This window comes from Thermosyntropha tengcongensis (genome assembly GCF_055381335.1).
Window position 1 is genome coordinate 2,129,954 of the sequence record NZ_AP042437.1, and the last position, 21,065, is coordinate 2,151,018.

A 21,065-nucleotide genomic window follows, 5' to 3' on the forward strand; every position below is an offset into this window, starting at 1 on the left:
CTTTTTATTTTACAATTACCACCCTGGCGTAAAAATCATCTCTTACCAAATAAAGCCGATCTCCCGTTTTTAAATCTTCCGGAGAGATAACTTTATCCTCTTTTATAAGCATGGCTTTTTCCACATTAACCCTTAATAAAGCATTTCTCGGCATCCACTGTTCCCTGGCCTGGCTCCAGTCAGCCACATCCCGCAGGGTAACTGTCCATCCTGCCAGCTCATCTTTTTCTACCTTATTTACTATCCCGCTGCTTATCCTCTGTACAGCAAGGGAGTCCATTTTCTCCTGCAGAAGGACAGCTGCTGCCCGGTCTCCATCAGCATATATGTAGGCATACCAGTCCTGAAGCCCTTTTTCTTTTACCCTTTCGCTATTCTCATCCACCGCGTAGTCGCCAGCTATAAACGCATCCGTATTTAAGAAGATGCGGTTTTTGCTGTCATAAAAACAGGTATCGCGGTCAAAGAAAAATTCCCTGGTTTTGCTGAAAGATTCCCAGCTATTGCCTCCCAGCAGGAAGTAATCCTTGAGCCACAGGCGGTATTCGCTAACCTGGTCCAGCCTGCCGGCATACAGATAATACTGTCCGCGTTTTGAATTATTAATCCCCTGGTTATAGATATATACTATATTGGCCAGACGGCTTTGCCCCCTGCCGTCCGCTATGACCAGGACATCATCACCGATGCCCAGAATCATCTTATCCTGGATTCTGCTGTCCCTTATTACCACACTTCCCTCATGCAGAAGGAAATTATTCCGGTCCTTAAGCTCAAAGCGGTCAGCATACCAGTTTATATCAGCTATTTTATCTGCAAATACTGATTCATACTGGTTTTTAAGGATAATATTCACTGCCGTTTCCCGCCCCAGCACATTTTTAGTAACCAGGTAGACATCTCTCCCTCTGTAATAAGGAATCCTGGTCTCGGCAATTTTCTGCCCGCCAGCAAAAGCATTTGCCCCGCTGTCATAAGGTATGCGCAAAATCCCTTCATAATCCTGCCATCTTCCATTGCGCCAGATAGAAACCCCGCTTAAAACCAGGTTTTCCGCCTTAAAATCCATCCCTTCCAGTTTCCCTTTATACAGGTTGTTTACCAGGACAGAATCGCCTTCTACCTCTATTTTCCCTGCTATATCCGTATATACTTCATCAAAATAAAGCTTTATCCGGTCACCGGGATACAGAAAATCGGGCCTTATGGCTTTTCCCTTTTTTGTAACCAGAGTAGCAGGAGAAATATAGTAGGTTTCTTTTTCCCCGGCATAATTCCTTACTGTCAGCTGATCCCCCTCGATATCAAAAATAATGCCTCTCCTCACCCGGCTGCCGGGAGTTATATAACCGGCAACCAGGGTGGAGTATCCTTCTAAAAGGCTTATCTGCCGGTTTACGATCCTGGCATAAACCTCCATCCCGGGCTTAAAATCAGCAAGTTTTGCCGTTTGCCTGTCAATAGTAGTGACAGCATTTTTCTGCAGGTTAATCCGGTATTTTTCACCTTCATAAGTTTCCACCACTATATTGCCGTAGGAAACAGTTCCTCCTTCCGCCCGCGCAGGAAGGGTTACCTCCAGAAGATAGCCTTCTATATATCCCTGCCGGAAAGGATCTGCTGCTTTAGCTTCCGCCGGGCAAACAGATGCAGCAAAGACAGTAAGCAAAAAGGCAGCCAATAAAAGCCTTATTTTTTTCATATATTTACCTCCTGCCTGTTACCGTGTAAATTCCCAGCTGGTTGATGCTCTCTCCTGCTGTTCCGGTAACCTTTTTCGGCTGTCCAATCTCTTCATAGCTTCCCCGAACAGGGTTGTAACGTGCCAGGCTTACCGCACTTAACCTCCTTAAAGAGGCTTTATTCATGTCGTAATCCAGAACCAGCGACATATTGCGAGCCAGGTAGCCAAAGCTATTTTTTTGGGCTCCTTTGAAAAATTCTGCCTTGAGTTCTACCGTGCGGGATAGGCTGTTTCCTGGCACTTCCATAAAGGGATTTAAGTTGAGGGTAAATTTTACCCCGGCATCGCGGCGGCTCCCTGCTTCTGACACCTGATTGGTTCTAAATACCCCGGGGTTAAATTTTACCACCCAATCGCTCCCTTTAATTTCTACATCTTTAGCTCCTGTACTGTTCACCACCTGAGCAGGTATGCTTACCGTTACCTCCCGCACTCCTGCCCATTCCACCGCTGTAAGGTCAAAAACCATATTCCTGGCATCAAAATCTTTAATGCCTATAACTATTTCAGCAGTCTGCCCTTTGCGCTTAAGTTCTGTCTTTTCCGCCAGGCCTCCATCAGTATCCGGATAACCTACCCTGCTTCCGGTTTTTACTTCATTACTTTCCGCTGAATATTTGGAAGAGCCAAAGTCCCCCACCGCAGTAACCACAAATTTGTAAAGGGTGCGCGGCTCCAGATCTTTATAAATAAAGGAAGTCAAATCTGTGGAACCTATAAATTCCGGGTTTTTGCCATTTTTTATCACATAAACCTCATACTGGGAAGCTTTATCTACCTTATCCCACACTACTTTTATATAGAGGTCGGTATCATTATACCTGTCGACTACCACTTCCGCCTTTACATTAAGGGGCGCACTGACTCCCGGAAGGGTATAGGTTATGTCTTCATATACGCTGCTCGCCCCTTTATCCGGATTTATCACTATAATACCTTTGCCTTCCAGCTTCCCTTTGGGAACTTTTACCGTAAGGGTTTGGCTGTCGATATACCTGGCTTCCCCGGCAGCGATGCCGGATTCCAGCATATAATAGTCAATCTCTTTGCTTGTGAGCCTGGTTCCGGCTACTTCCTTTACCACCTCTTTTACCCGGTAGATATCTGCCTTATCTTCATTTTCCGCTTTCTTAACCACCGGAACAAACACTACTTTAGCTCCCGGCATAAAGCCAGCGCCTTTTATCTTTATCTCTTCTCCTCCTTCTGCCGAAATTTCCCGTATCCGCACAGATTCGGAGGGATCAGAAGGGGAAACTACTGCGGATATGCTGGGCATGCTTATATATTCAAACCCTTCCTTAAGTTCTGTGCTTTCCCCATCGGGATTCTCAATCCTGATAACCTTTTTGCCTGCTTCATGGGCAGGAGTTACTGCATAAACCGTCTTATAATCGGCCACCACTACACTGGAAGCTTCCTTGCCTCCAAAAAACACCTTCAGCTTTTTGCCTTCATAGCCTTCCATGCTGGCGCGGAAATCTTTGCCTTCAATCTTGACTACCGTTCCCCCGGTAGCAGGCCCTCTTACAGGTTCTGCTTTAGTTCCCTGCGGGCTGGTTTCCCCTTTGGTAAACTGTATATAGATAGGCTTCTGCCCGGAAGGCAGGCTGTCAGAAGAGGCTACTCCTCCGTCCTCATTTACTACTACCAGTTTGTAAAGCTTTCCTACCTTGTTTTCATCTACCACCGGCATGGTGAAAGCCAGCTTGCCTGGCAAAGTATAGACGATATCCTTTGGTTCGATAGTGAGGAAATCCCCTATCAAAATACGGGCATTTTCCCTGAAATCCTCGCCCAGCACGGTTATAAGGCTTTTCCCTTTATGGTTTACTTCCAGAAGCCTTATATCCTGCCCATTTACCCTGGTTTCCTTCGGATTATTCCCGTCCCGGGTTATATTTATTATCCGGGGCTTGCTGTCCGGGTTTTTGTAGGTAAACTCCCCGGCTGCCTTGCCGCCGTCCGGATTGTAGAGGGTAACCGGCACCTTGCCTACTTTATAATAGGAAGGCGTTTTAACCGTCATCTGGGTGGAGTTCAAAAGGGCAGCTTCCGGTGCATAACCCCTTTCCACTATGAGCCTTCTGTCTTCCACCTGTACCTTTACAAGTTCATAGCCTGGATAGCGGCTTACCCCGTCTGATGTAGATATGAGGCTTTCCACATCAATATACTTAACCGTATCATCATAGCCGTCAAATACAGCCTCATATATCTTTCCGCCTTCGGTTATCCTTACCGCCAGGCTGGCAGAAGTCCCCAGGGAAGTATATTCAACTTCTAGGCCTCCTTCCAGCTTTACCGCAGCCCGGCCGTTGTCTATCCTTCCGGAATTTTCCTGTTCTCTGGGGATAGAGGCATTGGAAATGCTGCCAAACTGTATAAGCGGCATCTGCTTTGTGTATTTAATCCCGTCGCGCCATACTTCCAGCGTGCTGTTTGCAAAACCGGAGCCGTAAACCTCTACATTTTCCCGCCCCTGCTTGCGCCCCTCCGCCGGCACTATCCTGCTTACAGACGGCTGGGAGCCCTCATAAGTAAATTTTACCTTGTTGGAAACCCCGGAGTCGTTATTTACCAGATATACATCAACTGTCCCCGCCTTGCCCGGGGGAGTAATAACCTTTATGAATCCGCGTCCAAATTCCACAATCCTGGCCTGTTTATCCCCAAAATATACCCGGGGAAGTATGGGGGAGGCATAATAATACTGGTAGCGCGGATGATCCAGCGGCACCGGCTGGGCCAGGCTGCTGCCGGCAGTTATGCTGTCCCATACCCCATTGCCGTTTAAATCATTAAACGGTTCGCCAGCATCCCAAAGCTGATTGCGGTTTTTGTCGTCATAAGGCTCGAAATAACGAAAATCGCTGCCGGTAATCTCCACAATATCATTGCCGGCCGCGCTTCCCTTAACCGGAATGATTGATGTTATTTTGGGATAGCTGCGCGGCACTATGTAGGTAAACCCTTTTTCCCGGCTGTCAGTCCCCCCATCCGGATTCACAACTACCAGCGGCACTGCCAGCCGGTCAGTCCCCTTTTCCTCAAACAGGTTGCCGGGATAAGGAGGCATCTTGAAAGTTATTACCGTCCCATGGGGATTAACCTGGGTATCTTCTGCCTTTACCTCTATTCCGTTTACATAAACCCGGGTCTTTTCCTGCCCGTTGTCTACAAAATCAACCCCTCTTATCTCCACTTCATAGCCTCCGCTTACTGAGCCTTCCGGAGGGACAACCTCGCTTATGCGCGGTTTGGACTGGGGCTGGGTAAAATAATAAAATCCCTGCTGGTCTTTCTTGCTGTCTTTTTTGGTATCCGGATTCATGACTGTCACATCATAATAGCCGTCAGCTTCCAGCACCGGTACCGTAAAGATCAGGGTATTGCGGTCCAGCACCTTAACCCGCGAACCGGTTATAACCCCGTCTTCCACTTTATAAAGGGTCTTGGCATTCAAATCAAGATGGATATTTCCCTGCTCATCCTTAAGCTGAAAAGCTGCCTGGTTATCGCTTTTTACCTCTACTTCAAAAACTCCTCCCCCTGCTTTATTGGCAGCTATCCTGCCATTTTCTGCCTTGATGGTATAAGCACTGCCAGCTCCGTCGCTTAACACTATTTCTCCTCTGGCATTTACATCCAGGGTAAAAAAGCGCTTGCTCACATCTTCTTCATAAATAAGGGCATAATAGTAGTCTGCTATCTTGAGGCTGCCATCTTCCACGCCTAATATCGGCTTTACCTGGCTGGCTGGCCTATAATCCTGCAGGGTTATCCTGCCAGCAGTTATGTTATAATCATTAACCTCAATATTCTCCAGAAATACACGGGTCCCAATAAGCCTCAAAACCGCATCGCTGCCGGCTGTCGGATCCGGCTTCAAGAAATTATCCCCTTTTACAACTACCAGGGTGCCGGTATTGCCTCTTTTGGGAGCAAAATCGGTAATCCTGGGGTTGGTATAAACCTTTACATACGTAAACGGCCAGACAGCCATGCCCCCTTCCGGATTCATGACCTGCAGCTGGGTTTCCCCTTCTCTGCCTTTAGGGACGGTAAAGGTTATTTTCTTTCCGTCCCCCTGCCTCTTAATCCCCGGCACTATATTGCCGTCCAGGAAAACCTTAACCCCTTCCGCGAAATTGCTCCCTTCTATAACTACTTCTTCTCCCCCGTCAACTGTGACTACATCCGGAACTACCTTTTCTATAACCGGCCTTTTGTTGGGATTTATCTCTACAAACTCTACCAGATCGGGCACTTTGTGGCTTAAGCCCATATTTTCCGAATTGCGCACCGGATTTATTACTTCTACCGGATTTTTGCCCAGCAAAGTGCCGGGTATCGTCTTATCCAGGGCATCAGAAGAGGGCACATAAACGATAATTTTGCTTCCTATTTCATTGCCTTTGCTTCCATCCAGTATCTGCCCATCCTTATTAAGGACAAAAAGCTTCAGTTCAGGCTCCGCGTTTTTATCCAGCACGATTTCGCCCAGTTTTACAGCCGGGTAGCGGGTAATAAGTGTACCTTCTTTTTCAAAGCGGGTGATCATAAAGTTCTGCCCGTGAATGGCAACAATCCTTTCTTCCGGCAGTTTATAGCGGTCGCCGCTTGTTTTTACCACCTCGATCTTGTCCGGCACTATGCTCTGGATATTAGGCTGCACCATGCTGGGTATAAATTTATAGCCATTTTTAAGAACTGCCCTTTCCTTAAACACATATTCTTTTCCGCCGCTGTCCAGGAGAACGGTGGTAATCTCTGCCACCACATCCTTTACCGGGTTTTCCGCCGCATCAGTCACCATAGGAACTGTTATGTTAAGCCGATCCAGATCCCGGGTAAAAGAAGACTCTTCCCTGAAAACCGCCTTATTCCCTATGATTACTACTATCTGCCGTTCCACCCTGGTTATATCGATATTGTTCTTGTATTTGCCTACGGCCGTGCTGCCATCTCCCCAGGTCCTTGCCAGCAGTTCCCCATTTCCTTCTATCCGGGTTGAAGGGATTATCCCATCATTGACCTTAAGGTCGCTTATATTCAAAGTCCCCAGAAACTGTCCGGAAATAACAGCGGGAGAACCCGAATCAGGACCTTCAGACGGCTGGATGCTCAAGATGCGCGCCCTGGCTGCGGCATCGATAACAGTAAAAATTTCCGGCCTGCCTTCCTTGTCTTTTACCACCCATTCGCTTATAACCGCTTTCATGGGATCCTGCCCGCTCAACACCTTGTTGGTGAGCACCACATAATATTCCCCTCTTGGTATATCCGGGACCTGTACGGTAAGGATGTCCCGGCCATCTTCGGCATCCGCCTTAAAGGTAGGGTTCTGACCCCGGTTGTTTAAAGTATAAGGGTCTGTCCCATCCAGGGCTTTCACAAAAAACACATCATAGTCGTCAAGCTTGGCAGCCCGGAAAAACACCGTATCTCCCTTTATTCCCCGGTTAGGGAACATTTCCAGGTCATTTGAAATATCCAGGTCCTGTACCAGCAGGAACTGGTCATTATAAGTATAGGTTACATTTATAGAAGGTGTTGATCTAACCGTATTTCCTACCTTCAGCTCTCCATCCTGCCTGCGGCTAAACACCAGCTGCTGCAGCCCCGGCTGTCCGCCTGTCATATTTATCCTGGCGCTCTCGGCAGAGAGCACTTCAATCCTGCTTTTGTTAACTTCAGTTCCATTCAGCTTTACTGTCAGCTCAGTCTTTGTAAGCTCATCCAGGTTGGTTCCCCTTAAATTTACCCATTCTCCTACCTTAACCTTGCGGTCAATGCCGGTTAAAGCAGGCATGGCCGTTGTTTCCTGTACAGCAATCTCCCCATTGCCGATAATCAGGGAAGAAATCTTTATGTCTTCGGTAAATTCAAACTGCAGTATGTTGTCAGAATTGGCAGTCCGGTTTCTAAGGGGCTTATAGCCTGCCTCATCTGTTATTACCCCTACTTCCGCATCCTTCAAATATTCACCTCTTATGAGTATATAGCTGCTTATAAGGTTGCGGTCCCGGTTAAAAGTCTTGCCTATAGTTATGCTGGCAACGGTAAACCTGTCCGGGTCAAAACCGTAAACCGGCAGCAGTGGAGCGATAAGGCCGGTAAATATAAATATGAAAACAGTTATCAAGCTGTAAATCTTTAAATATCTCTTTCGCACCGCTAGCTCTCCCCTTTTATTCTTCTAAAAGGAAAAATACCCCGCCTTCGCGGCTCGTCAAAAAGGCTTCCCCGTTCAGATAATCTATCCGGCACGGCATCTCATATATGCGCCGCTCAGCTTCATCATAGCGCATCAGTTTAAGCTTGCCCAAAGATACATGGCCAAAGCGCAGCTTTACATCTACACTGCCAAACCTTATTCCTTCCCCTTTTACCACCATCATATCCGATCTTAACTTATAAAAAGGCACCTGATAGGCTATCCCTTTTACTGCGGCCGGGGAAAGTGTCCCCATCGTCAAAACAGTATCTTCCGCCTGCCGGTTAATTTCTACATCCTTAAAAACGGCTTCCCCTTTTTCGGTATTAAGGGAAAGCTCCCTTATAACCGGCCAGCCGTAGCCGGAAAATTTTACCTTTCTTTCCCGCCAGCTGCCGGGCATGATTTCTTCCAGGGGGAGATAGATATAAGCCCTTTCCCGGAAGGAAGATTTTAAAACCAGAACTGCTTCGCTCTTTTCCCTTTCTTCCCTTATTTCACCATAATAAGCATCCTGCCGCTTTTTAAAGCCTTCCGAAGGAGGATCCCCTTTCCCTGCCTTTACCACGCTCAGCCGACCGGCCAGCACAGTCTGGTAAGCGGGATTATTGTTATTTATAACCGTTATATCATATACCCCCGGCTTTAACCGGCTCTTGCCAGCTGGCAGGTAAACCTTGAGATACATCTTTCCATCGCTTCCCGCGGCTGTTTCCACCCGGGAGGCAAAAACATCGCCAAATTTTACGTTCACATTCTTGCTGTAGAAAAAGTCTCCTTTTATAAGTAAAGGTTCTTTTTCATCATAATCTTCCCCGATGCTCCCCACATAGATATCAGTAACCTGGGGCACCGCCATGGTATTGAAAAACCAGCTTACCTCCTCATTTCCTTCCCCGTTTTCATAAAATACCAGCCCGGAGGCCAGCCTTACCTCACAGCGGCTCTGGCTCACCGGCTTTTTTATCGGAATCCGCAAAACCGCTTCCTTTTTGGAACTATCTTTTATAAAAATATACTTTTTGATAAAGTCTTCTCTTCCTGTCCCGGACAGCCCCTGCAGGTAGTCAAGGAGTTCATCATCCAGAAGGGAAGTCTTGCCGCCTGCCACTATAACCTCGCACTGCCTTATGAGGCTTGTTATATCTTCTGCTATTTTGAGGCTTCCGTCCTCATCAGCAAAAACCGCCCCCACAAAGTATCTTTCTTTATTGTTTACAGTAGCCGGATACAGGCTTTTTTCATCAAACCAGGTATCATCAGGCCCATAAGGGAACCTGCTTTTGAGCACAGGCTTCCTGTACTCCCTGGCCGGCTTTAAAACCGCCTTCTGCCAGCCGTTTTCTGTCCGCCAGGCCAGCACCACTTCCACCAGCGGATTGTTTTGATAATGATAGGGCAGGGAAGGGTCAGCGATAAAAGGCACCCATATCACATCCCCTTCTTCCCCGTAAAAAGCCGCCTCATTTTCTCCTATCTTTACAATAAAGCGGGGTGCTGTCTTATCCCCGGTAAGGTTGGAAGGCAGGCTTAAACCCAGATATCCGTAGCCTTTACCGGTAACCTGGCCAGCCAGAGTCTCTGCGTACCTGATTTCCAGAAGCCCAGCACTCCAGGCAAGCAGGTTATCCCTGGACAGGATAGTCTTCCCATCTTTGGCCACCAGGGTGCCGCTCTTATTTATCACATCAGCATAAAGCTGCCCTCTGGCATCATAAATAACCGGGGATAAACTTATCTCAACCTGGCCGGGAGCTGCCCCCTTTACTATGCTTTCCGCCTGGGATACAGGCATAAAGGAAATTTTATTCCATACCCCCTCTGCTGTCTTCCAGGCAGCCACTGCTTTAACCAGCAGGTTAGTTTTTGGATCATAGGGCCTGGAAATATCCTGCAAAAGGGGTACTTCCAGAATACTTCCCGGATTTATAAAATAAGCATCTTTATCCCCTTTTTTCAGGATAAGCCCAACTGCCCCGGCTGGCATTTTAAGCTTTAGTACCCCGTAAACCGGATGGCCGCTTCCATCATCCTGCTTTTGTCTGCCAAAAGTGTCGGCGTATTTTACGAGCACCGTTCCGGTACTCCAGTTTAAAAGCTCATCCTTATTTAGCTTTACCCCATCCAGGGTAGCAAGTTCCCCGGTTTTTGAAATGGCATCCGCATATAACACCCCTGTATTCGCATCATAATGGCTTTCATCAAGGGGGATCCGGTTTAAGGGGCTCAAGGGCAGGGCATAATCCAGCCTATCTTCTGCTTCTGTACGGGGGTTAATATATATCTTTACCCAGCCGCTTGCTGTGCGCCAGGCAATGGCTGATTTCTGCAGGGGGTTAAAATCGGGATGATATGGCCTGTCGCTATAACGGGTAAGCGGGATGAAAAACTTGCCTTCCGGCAAATCCCGGTAGAATACAGCCTCATCAGAGCCAGCCTTTATTATAAAACGGTAATTGCCGTCAGCACTTACTGCATCAGCAGGCATATTGAATACCAGCCTTCCGTAGACACTCGCATCAACAGCCTGCTTCTGGCTTCCCAGGAGATCAGCGTAATTTACCGTAAGGTTCCCGTTTTTCCAGGTTAGGAGGGCATCTCTGCTTATATAGCCCCCTTCGCTGTTCTGCACCAGGCCGCTTCCTCCCCATTCTTTAAGAAGGAGGCCGGTACTGCTGAAATGCCTTGCATCCATGGTAAGCTGTCCTGTATAAAAAGGAGCCTCCTTAAGCACTTCATCAGCAGCAGCTGCCAGGCATTCCCGGTTATCCGCCATTCCTGCGCCTATAAACAGCAGGGCAAGAATTATAAAAAAGAATTTCCTTCTGCAACCCTTTTCAGGCATAAATTTCTACTCCCTGCGTCAAAATCTCCCTTTAATTTTTATCGATGTAAAACCTCTGCCTCTTTACCCTTTAAGATAAATATCTTCCACTTCTTTTTCTATTTCTTCCATAGCTGCCACCACCAGCGGGTCAAAAAGAGTCCCGGTAGCCTTTTTAATAACTGCTCTTCCCAGGGCATGATTCAGCTCTTCACCTTCCCGGTTTATGTAAACAACTGCATCATACACGTCAGCTACCGCTATTATCCGGGAGATAAAAGGAATCTCCTCATATTTCAAGCCTTCAGGCATACCGCTTCCGTCATACCTTTCATGGTGATGGTAAATAGCCTTTCTTACCTCACCCAGCACCCCCTCGGTTGGGAAAAGCTCTGCCCCATACACCGCATGTTTATCTTTCCCTTCTTCATCTTCCTCGTGGGGGATGCTTCTTCCCACATCATGCAAAAGGGCAGCCAGGGCAAGCACCTCCTTTTCCCCATCAGAAAGTCCCAGCCTTTCGCCCAGCAAAGCTGCAATCCTTTCCACCCTTTTCCCATGCCCGATAAAAAGCGGGCTGTTTTTCTCCAGGGCATCAACCAGGATATATACAAGTTCCTGCCAGCATCCTGCTTGATTTTTCATCAGTTCATGCCTCCTTTCTTCCCTGACTATCTTATCCAGCAAAAACATGACTATCTGCAGATCATATCTGCCAAACATATCTGGTTCACTGTTTATACATAAAACCAGCCTTTCATCAGGACCCTTTTTTCCATTATGCAGGAAAAGCAGGGATTTAATGTGTCGGTCAATCCCCAGCTCTCTTATTTTATCAGGCTGGTTTAATATTAGACCCCTTTTTTCCTCTGCCATCTCCTTAAGCCTGTTTAAAGCCTTTTCGTCAACCAAACCCAGGCTGGTCAATTCTCTGCCGTAAAAAACCTCTTCACAGGGAAGCAGCCTTTTTATGAGCTGCTTAAAGTGTTCCGCATCTTCTCCCGGCTGTTTTTCTATCTCCTTTTCTATCGCCAGCAATTCTTCCAGGCTGTCTTTTTCCCGATCCAGCTTATAGCTCAAAGCAGCATAATAAGTTAAAGCCAGCCCGGCCAGAATAAAAAGAGGGGTTCTTACCCATACCGGCAGATTCCACATAAGATCCATCGCGACTACCAGTGATGTCAAAACTGCCCCGGTAAGAAGTATATGCTTTCTTTTCATTATCTTACCTCACCTTCCATCCTTTCCCCCCTTATTTCGACTTTGTCATTCAGAAATCCTACCGGGAACAGGCAAGAAAATTATTACAATACAAAAAGGAGGCAGCAAAAATTTTCGCCTCCTTTTTATTTTTATATGCAATTACAGCCCAATCAGGTGATTTTCAATAATCTGCTTGCGGTCCCAGTCTACCAGCCGCAGGTAGTATTCTACACAGTTAAGCAGGGCATCCAGGTGTACAGTCCCTACTATCTGGGTTCCCACTACTTCCAGGCCATATCTGGCTGCTTCGAATTTTACTACTTCAAAAGCCCTGTATATCGGTGTAGCATCGGTATCGAACATGTTCATGGATACTGCCACCTGATTCCTGTCTTCCAGACGGAATCCTACCGCGCGTACGGTGGAGAATCCGCCAGACGGACCTCTCATCATCTTGGCTATGGTCTTGGCTATTTCTAAATTGTCGGTGTTCAGGATTATGTTTACTGCGGTAAGCCCTCTCATGGCTGCACTGACAATAGTTGCCCCCGCTGTCGGATGCAGAGCGGCAGGCCCAATGTCCGGCGCCCTTTCCGGGGTATGGGCTACCTCTTTTAATCCTTCATACTGCCCTTTTCTTATGAAAGCCAGGTCTTTTCTCTGTTCATTGCGGGCGTTTTCGCCGCTGAAATATACCGGCACTTTATAGCGGTTGTATATTTCCTGTCCAATCTCTTCTGCCAGCTGTACGCACTCTTCCAGGGTTATGTTGGCCAGGGGGAAGATGGGAATAGTATCCTGGGCCCCTATGCGCGGATGGCTTCCCTGCTGTTCCTCCATATTGATAAGTTCATAGGCTTTGCCGGCCATCTGCAAAAGAGCTTCTTTTAAAGGTTCCGGCTCTCCTATCACTTCTACTACGGTGCGGTTAAAGTCATAATCCGGATAGTAGTCGATAAGCTTTACTCCCGGTACCCCTTTTAAGGGTGCCACAATCGCTTCTACTACTTCCATGCGCCTTCCTTCGCTGAAATTAGGTACGGCATGAATATACTTCTTCAATTAAGGTCTCCTCCTTGCTTATATTATTTTTGGTACACATGAAGCAGGGATTAAGGCGAAACCTTAATCCCTGTTTTTACTTATTTTTCATCCTCTTTTTCCATAAAGACTGCTGCTTCTAATTGTTGCTGACAAGCTACTTTTTCTAACCCATGGTCCAAAGACAGCTTATTTCTGATTTTTGGGCAGAAGAGCAATAGCCCGGATGGGAGAACCGGACCCATCCTTGATTTTGAGCGGCAGACCGATGTATATAAACCGCTTGCCTGCTACCTTGTCCAGATTGCAGTAGTGCTCGCTGTTGGTTATACCGTACCGGCCGCATACCCAGTGACCCGAGAAGTTGAGATCGTCCGGAGTCAGGTCGATGGCCGGAGCATCGATACCAATATTGACGACACCCTGCTCCGCCAGCCATACAGCTGCCCTTTCGGACACACCAGTGTACGGCCCTTCAGCATATTCCTTGGTCGGGTAGTGGCGATCGTAATGGCCCGTCCACATTATAAAAATGTCGCCCTTGCGGATCTCGAGTCCAGCCTTGTCCAGAGCTTCTTGAATATCCTCCGGTTCAATATATTTGGGGTATTGTACATGCCTCAGGTCTACGCAGATGGCATCCCCGATGAAGAATTCGAATCCCATCTGGTCAATCGTTGGCCCATTAGGTTCGTATTCCCAAACCGCATCAACATGAGTCCCCGCGTGCTCGCTGAGGAGCAGATTACGGGCTGAGAATCCAAGGGTCGGAGAACCGGTCGCCTTCTGGTTCTCTTCGTGGGTCTGGTTCACCATGATAAAGGTCTTCTGATGGATGGGGAAGAGCGGCATTCCCTGGTAAATAGGCTGCGATAAATCAATAATCTCGTATTGCTGGTTAAAATTCCGGGGGTCGACTTCAATCTTCCGCATTTTTTAAAAAACACTCCTTCCTTAATTCTATTTTTTACTATGATTTTATTTTTTACTGTTTGAACTATTTTAAACGCAATATCTCTTCGGGGAAGCGGCTTTCGCCCATAGCCCTTGCCCTTTCATAAGTAGGATGGTTTTTAGCCCAGAAGTAGAAGATGATAAAGGCCGTAATCATACCGGCAAAGTAGCTCAGGTCTGCTCCGCCGAAATATTTCGTCATCAAGGGGCTGGCATAAAGGTTGGAGTTGGTAAACAGAATAGACACGGCGATAGCGATAATAAAGGTTATCAGTCCAGGCCAGAATACCCCGCCGTTATACCAGTACTCCCCTTCGCCCCATTTCATAAGCTCAATGGTGTCATAATTGCGTCCCCGCAGGAAGTAGTCGGTGAGCACGATAGTTATCCAGGGACAGGTCCAGATAATTATATAAATCAGCCACTGTTCATAAAGCTCGAAGAACTGACCATAAAGCAGGGTTACTATCCGGAATATAAGGGTGAAAACCCCTATTACCAGAACCCCCTGTACCCTGGTAAGCGGTATCCTCAAAGCCAGCAGGGAAAGCCCGGCTGTATATCCGTTCGGAACATTGGTAGCCACACAGCCAAATATAACTGCCAGCATGAATATGGCAAAGAACCAGGCCGGTAAAAGCTGCGGCAGCTGGCTTACCGGGTCATCAGCCAGATGGCCCAGAGTAGTCAGGGCTACTACCCCTACCACTATACCTATAAATTCAGTCAAAACGAGTGCTGTGAACTGTCCTGCCCCGGCAAAGAAAGCCACCTTCTTCCAGTCCACATCCGGATGGAAGTAGCGTGAATAGTCACTGGCAAAGTTGGTCCAGGATATAGGATAGGAGAATATTATTCCCATGGCCAAAAGCCAGGTTCCCCAGACCGTTACCCCTTCGCCTTCTACTATGGTCGATGCAAAATTCCAATCCATATGGGGCAGCATAAAGAGGAACAGTCCTACAAACATGGCAGCCAGCACTACTGCGATCCACTGTTCTGCCTTGAGGATAGTGGCATGCCCGTAGATAGCCAGCAGCATTTCTCCAGCCAGCACTATCGCCAAACATATCCACATAAGGAGGTGGGTGTCAGGCGCACCGGCCAGTTTAAACAGTTCCTGCAGTCCCATGGTGGCCACTACTGAATTTATAGAAAACCATCCCAAAACCGATATCGTGCTTATAAAGGTAGGAATAAGGGCTCCCAGATGGCCAAATGAAGTGCGGGTGGTAACTATGCCCGCTGTCCCGGTTCGGGGTCCCATAATGCTTGCCATGCCCAGAACCGCACATCCCAGCAGGTTGCCCACCAGGACAGCCATTACTGCCTGGGTAAAGCTGAGCCCCAGGCTTATCATCAATACCCCATTTAATAGAACTACATAGTTGGTATTGGCACCTATCCACATGCCATAGAGATCCTTGGGATCTCCATGGCGATATTTAAGGGGGATAGGCTCCAGGTTATTTTGCTCAATTTGCCCTACTTCATTATAGGCAACAGATTCTTTTTCTAAAGCAATATCTCTTTCCGCCACTTCCTCACAACCCCTTTCCAATCCCTGCCTTATTTTTAGTCTTCTTTGATAGTCGGGATTACACAGTAGTTGTTGGCATCAATTACTCCCTTGTCGGTTATCTTCCATTTCGGGCTGGTAGACAGGGAGAGGAATGCCAGGTGCATAAACGGTGCATGTACCTTGCAGCCAAGTTCTTCTGCTGCCATCCGGGTCAGGTTGCTCATGATCTCTGTGAGCTCTTCTGCAGTATGCTCATCAGTCATTAAGCCCCCTATCCTTAACGGCAGCTCCCCGATCACTTTTCCGTCCTTGGCTAATACTAATCCTCCCTGCAATTCTATTATCCGGTTTACAGCCAGTGCCATATCTTCATAGTTGGTTCCCATTACTATTATGTTGTGGGTGTCGTGGGATACGGTCTCGGCTATAGCCCCGGAGGTTAAGCCAAATCCTTTGACAAAGGTGGCTCCTATATCAGGCTGTCCATGTCTCCCTACTACCGCTATCGGCAGAAGGTCATTCTGAAGGTCCGGTTTTACATAGCCTCCTTCGGCTACCATTTCTGCCTCTACTGCATCAGTCAGGTTCTGGTCTACTATCAGCCCTATGCACCTTACGGTTACTTTGCCTTCTTTGTCGCATTTTACTTTGAGTTCTTCCGGTTTTACCGGCGCTCTCTTTACGGAGTGTTTTACATAGTCAGGATAGGTGTACCTGGGAAGATCTATTAACAGTTTTCCGTCTTTGGCTACCAGCTGCCCTTTCAGGAATACTTCGGATACGTTCATGTCTTCCAGTTTGCCTTCGATTACGGCTATATCTGCAAGCTTGCCGGGTGCCAGTACTCCCAGTTCATCAAGGCCGTGCCAGGTTGCCGGGTTGATGGTGGCCATCTGGATGGCTTCTACCGGGTCTACTCCCTGTTTGATGGTTCTTCTTATGATGTCGTTCATGTGCCCGTATTTGGCTATGTCTTCGGCCAGCATGTCGTCGGTTGCCAGTATCGCACGGCGGGAGTCCATGCCTTCCTCGGTTATGGCCCTTATGCATTCCGGCATGTTCCTCTGGGTTGAACCTTCTCTCATCAGCACATATACACCATAGCGCAGTTTTTCCATCATTTCTTCTTTGGTGGTGGTTTCATGACAGGATACATCGGTTCCGCCTGCTATGATGTGTGCTGCCAGGTGCGGCCCAAAGAGTTCCGGCGCATTCCCGTCCACTTTTTTGCCCAGGCTTTTTGCATATACAGTTGATACTATGGTATCCCTGAATACAGCCGGATTGTGTTTGTATACATCTTTGGCAGCGCTTACTCCCTGGGTTTCCCCTATCCCGGATACGGTCGGATAGTTAAGCATTTCCGGCAGGTCTTTGGAGGTTATGTTGTAGCCTGCAGTCTCCAGACCAGGTGAATCAGGAGTTAAGGCTGGTACTCTGGAAAATACATGCTGGGGCATTAAGGCTGCTTCTTCACACATAGCCTTTATTCCCATGGGGCCCAATACGTTCCCTATTTCATGCGGGTCAGATATTAAACAGGTTGTTCCGGTAGGTATGGATAATCTGGAAAATTCAGTGATGGTGAGCATGGCACTCTCAAAGTGCATATGGGAATCGATAAATCCCGGGCATATATATTTGCCCTTCATGTCATATACTTCAGTGTTCGGTCCGATAAGGGAAGAACAATCCCCTACCATTAAGATGTATTCCCCGTGGATAGCTACATCTGCTTCGTAAATCTCCCGGGTAATTACGTTTACCACTTTTCCGCCTTTTAAAACTTTTTCGGCATACTGGTTGGGATCCATCAATACATCTACCAGCTTCTGCCTCTCGGATACCAGTTTTAAGTCTTTGATGCCCAAGGTTAAACCTTCTGCCATTATCATTCCTCCTATCTATTTATAATGGGCCAAAACTTACCCTTTAAATTACCCTGGTTAATGGATAAGCCTGGTTTTCTTTTCCCTCCTCTCTATTCTTTTCCACTCTTTCCATAATGCAAAAAACATGCCAGGCATAAATAAATTTTTTAACCTCGAAAGCATACGGGTTATAAAGCAGTTCTTCTCCTTTCCTTAAAAAGGAAGCGGAATTTTTTTCTCCTGGCTGGAGAAATTTTTTCCGCTTCCTGCAGGCTGATGGAGTTTTTTTCCTTTCTTACGATGGTTTAATTTCTTTTTCTGCATTTTCTGTATAAAAAATAAAATTTTCGTCTTGACAAAAAAGGGCATCAGGTTTAGTATATCACCAGACGGTAATATTGCTATTCGGTAATATTACCGATGAGTAATATAAGTGAGGAGGTAAAAACCTGTGGAAATAGTGCAGGTACTAAGAACCCTGGGCGATAAAAGCCGCCTGAGAATCATCAACATACTGCGTGAAGGCCACCTCAGCGTGGGAGAGATTGAACATATCCTGGAATTAACCCAGTCCAATGTTTCCAAACACCTGGGCAAATTGAGGGAAGCAGGCATTATAACCCAGGAAAGAAAAGCCCAGTGGATTTACTATGGGATAAATCACGCGCTTATGGATAAATACCCTCTTATAAGGGAACTCGTGGAAAAGGAACTGGATAAAGTGGAAGCTTTTCGCAGGGATCTGGAAAAGCTCCGGGAGTACCGGAAAGCCAAAAACCTCTCTTTTGAAGGCTAGCCCATTTCTATGGGTTCTTGCTACCTGTACTATTCGGCATCCTTAAAACTTCTGCAAATAAGGGGAAGGAGGAATCGACATGAAATCCGCCAAACAACTGGTAAGCTCCGTCGTACTCAAGGAAGGCCTGCATTATGTAGAAAAAAACCCCATGGAAAACCTCAACAAACTCATAAACTGGGGTGAAAAACTGGCAGTAAAAGAAAATCACAAGGAATATGCCCGCAATTTCCGGCGCATCCTCAACGAACCAGGCAACAACTGGAGGAACTATGTGGAACGTCTTTTTACCGAACTTGACAGCCATGTGCGCCAAAAGGTGCTGGAAAACTTCGTGGTAAATTCAGGCCTGGCCGGTATGCCTCTGGCTGAAAAAATAGGTGCCAAACACGGCTGCAGCATACCCTGGGCCATCCTTATGGATCCTACCGCTGCCTGCAATCTGAAGTGTACCGGCTGCTGGGCAGCAGAATACGAAAAAACTTCCTCTCTTGACTATGCAACCCTGGATCGGATTATAGAAGAAGGCAAGGAACTCGGCATATACATGTACATATATTCAGGAGGGGAACCTCTTATCCGCAAAAAAGACCTTATTAAACTGGCCCGCAAGCATAATGACTGTATGTTCCTGTCTTTCACCAACGGCACCCTGGTAGATGAAGAACTTGCCCGGCAGATGCAAAAAGTCGGCAATTTTGCCCTGGCTATAAGTGTGGAAGGCTTTGAAGAAGAAACCGATATGCGCAGAGGCAAAGGGACCTACAAAAAGGTCATGGAAGCCATGGATATTCTCAAAAAATACGGCGTTCCTTTCGGGTTTTCCACCTGCTACCACAGCAAGAACACGGAAGCAGTAGGTTCTGATGAGTATATTGACCTTATGATTGAAAAAGGCTGCATATTCGGCTGGTATTTTACCTATATACCCCTGGGAAAAGATGCCAGGCTGGAACTTCTGGCTACACCGGAGCAGAGAGAATGGATGTATCACCGGGTGCGGGAGCTCAGGGATACCAAACCTATCTTTCTTATGGATTTCTGGAATGACGGGGAATTTACCGGCGGCTGCATAGCAGGAGGGCGCAGGTATTTCCATATCAACGCCAACGGCGATGTAGAACCATGTGCTTTTATACATTACTCCAATGTGAACATAAAAGAGGTAAGCCTTCTTGAAGCCTTAAAATGCGATCTTTTCAAACAGTACCAGGCCGGACAGCCGTTTAATGACAATCATCTGCGTCCCTGTCCCCTGCTGGACAATCCGCACCGGCTGCGGGAAATGGTGCACAAAGCAGGTGCTCATTCCACCCAGCTTATGGACCTGGAATCCGTAGATGACCTTACTGCCAAGTGTGAAGAAATATCCCGAAAATGGGCTATAACCGCTGACCGCCTGTGGCAGGAAAGCCAGGCCAGGTTAAACTGCAGCCAGTGCAGTGCCTCCTGCTCCAAAGTAAGCTGATTAAAAGGGAAACCGGATGGTTTCCCTTTTAATCATTATAAGAAACTATTTTTACATCAAAATCCAATATTTGCAGATTGTCATCGATGTCTGCCACCGTCCCCTTAATAACATCAGCCAGCAGGCGGGCCTTCTTTTCGCTTTCTGCCACCGCCGCAAAGCCCAAGCTTCCCCGCTGCCACAAATCATGGTACCCCGCTTCGGATATAGATATATTAAACCTCCTGCGTATCCGGTCAACTATACTGTTTATTACTTTCCTCTTTTCCTTGAGCGAATGGCAGTAGGGCAGAAAAAATTCTATCTTCCCGTATATCACATACATGGCAGCATCCCCTTTTCACATTTTCAAAAGCTCTTCAGCTATCCTGCCTATTATTTCTTCCCCTTCCCGCATTTCTACCGCTTCCTGTCCTTTCCCCTTAACAATGACAGTCACAGCCAAAACCGGCTTTCCCTCCCTGTAAATCAAAGCCATATCCCCTGCCATCTTTTCCACCGTTCCGGTTTTATTGGCTGTTTTGAAGGAATGGCTGATATATTTTCCTATCCTTTTATCAGGATTAGCCTGCATTATCCTTATAATTTCACCTGCCCCTTTATCTCCCCTGATAGCATCTTCGGCCACCTTTACCAGAAACCAGGTTAAGTCCCGGGCAGTAGTTCGGTTAAAAGGCTTATCCCCTCCCAGTTCATAATATTTGCGGTAAATGGAGGTATTTTTTAGACCTATCTCCTGACAATATCCATTTACTTCTTCTATCCCTATCCTGTCAAGAACTATATTGGCCGCCACATTATCACTGGCCGTAATCATCAAATAGGCAAGCTCGCGATAGCTGTAAACTTTGCCAGGCTCAGCATACTGCAGTATCCCGGCTCCTCCTACTGCTGTCCCGCTTACATATTTATCCTCATCTTTTAGCACATATTTTTCGTCAAGGTTTATTCTCCCTTCCCTCTCCTGTTTAAAAAGAACCGCCAGATATATAGCCTTGGTAAGGCTGGCTGGATAAAACAGCTCCTCATCTTTATAGCCCAAATATTTTCCCCTTCTAAAATCATATAACCCTATATAAATCTCATAACCGCTGTTTGCTACATACTTCTGCACTATCCCGGCCAGCATTTCGCTGCTGTAATCTGGCCTCACTTCCTTTCCATCGCCTCTGCTGGCCAAAACCTGTTCTGTTTTATTATCAGGCATGCTTTCCCTGCCATCCTTTTTTTCCACCTTTAAAGGCTTAGAAAGCTTTTCTGCCTGCCATCTAATAACTTCCTTGCTCCCCCAGCTGCCGATAACGACAAGGGTAGACAAGATGATTATGATTCCTAAAAGCTTTTTCTTTTTCATTCTGTATCCTGCCTTTCCTTTAAGCCTCCATTTTGACTATTACCGGGTAAGGCAGAATTTATACTTTT

Annotated in this window: 12 protein-coding genes; 2 read left to right on the forward strand and 10 right to left on the reverse strand. The window is 47.0% G+C overall.

Translation table 11 applies throughout. The features are described 5' to 3' along the window. Positions 1-4 precede the first annotated feature (4 nt). The 8 genes from ACZ42E_RS10410 to ACZ42E_RS10445 form a co-directional block, all read right to left on the reverse strand. Positions 5-1,702, reverse strand: a complete 1,698-nt coding sequence (locus ACZ42E_RS10410) for a hypothetical protein (protein WP_464892251.1) — start codon at positions 1,700-1,702, stop codon at positions 5-7. A 4-nt stretch (positions 1,703-1,706) separates the two neighbouring features. Next, a complete protein-coding gene (locus ACZ42E_RS10415; RefSeq protein ID WP_464892252.1) occupies positions 1,707-7,922 on the reverse strand; it encodes an IPT/TIG domain-containing protein in 6,216 nt (2,071 codons plus the stop codon). Between the two features lie 16 nt (positions 7,923-7,938). Further along, complete coding sequence (locus ACZ42E_RS10420; RefSeq protein ID WP_464892253.1) at positions 7,939-10,809, reverse strand: hypothetical protein; 2,871 nt, start codon at positions 10,807-10,809, stop codon at positions 7,939-7,941. Positions 10,810-10,872: 63 nt separating this feature from the next. Then, complete coding sequence (locus ACZ42E_RS10425) at positions 10,873-12,009, reverse strand: HD-GYP domain-containing protein (RefSeq protein WP_464892254.1); 1,137 nt, start codon at positions 12,007-12,009, stop codon at positions 10,873-10,875. Positions 12,010-12,150: 141 nt separating this feature from the next. Next, positions 12,151-13,053, reverse strand: coding sequence for a glutamate formimidoyltransferase (gene ftcD / locus ACZ42E_RS10430; RefSeq protein ID WP_464892255.1), 903 nt, complete (start codon positions 13,051-13,053; stop codon positions 12,151-12,153). Positions 13,054-13,221: 168 nt separating this feature from the next. Further along, on the reverse strand, positions 13,222-13,965 hold the full coding sequence (locus ACZ42E_RS10435) for a cyclase family protein (protein WP_464892256.1): 744 nt from the start codon (positions 13,963-13,965) through the stop codon (positions 13,222-13,224). Between the two features lie 64 nt (positions 13,966-14,029). Continuing rightward, positions 14,030-15,526: a purine-cytosine permease family protein gene (locus ACZ42E_RS10440; protein WP_464892257.1), complete on the reverse strand. Its 1,497-nt coding sequence runs from the start codon at positions 15,524-15,526 to the stop codon at positions 14,030-14,032. 35 nt (positions 15,527-15,561) lie between these two features. Then, on the reverse strand, positions 15,562-17,397 hold the full coding sequence (locus tag ACZ42E_RS10445) for an adenine deaminase (RefSeq protein ID WP_464892258.1): 1,836 nt from the start codon (positions 17,395-17,397) through the stop codon (positions 15,562-15,564). A gap of 433 nt (positions 17,398-17,830) precedes the next feature. Here ACZ42E_RS10445 and ACZ42E_RS10450 point away from each other — a divergent pair, with 433 nt between their 5' ends. Continuing rightward, on the forward strand, positions 17,831-18,175 hold the full coding sequence (locus ACZ42E_RS10450; RefSeq protein WP_464892259.1) for an ArsR/SmtB family transcription factor: 345 nt from the start codon (positions 17,831-17,833) through the stop codon (positions 18,173-18,175). 79 nt (positions 18,176-18,254) lie between these two features. After that, a complete protein-coding gene (locus tag ACZ42E_RS10455) occupies positions 18,255-19,643 on the forward strand; it encodes a radical SAM/SPASM domain-containing protein (protein ID WP_464892260.1) in 1,389 nt (462 codons plus the stop codon). Between the two features lie 28 nt (positions 19,644-19,671). Here the strand turns inward: ACZ42E_RS10455 and ACZ42E_RS10460 are convergent, their stop codons facing one another. After that, positions 19,672-19,968 (reverse strand): DUF503 domain-containing protein, encoded by a 297-nt coding sequence (locus tag ACZ42E_RS10460; RefSeq protein WP_464892261.1) that lies wholly within the window; start codon positions 19,966-19,968, stop codon positions 19,672-19,674. 15 nt (positions 19,969-19,983) lie between these two features. Further along, positions 19,984-20,997, reverse strand: coding sequence for a serine hydrolase (locus ACZ42E_RS10465; protein WP_464892262.1), 1,014 nt, complete (start codon positions 20,995-20,997; stop codon positions 19,984-19,986). Positions 20,998-21,065 lie beyond the last annotated feature (68 nt).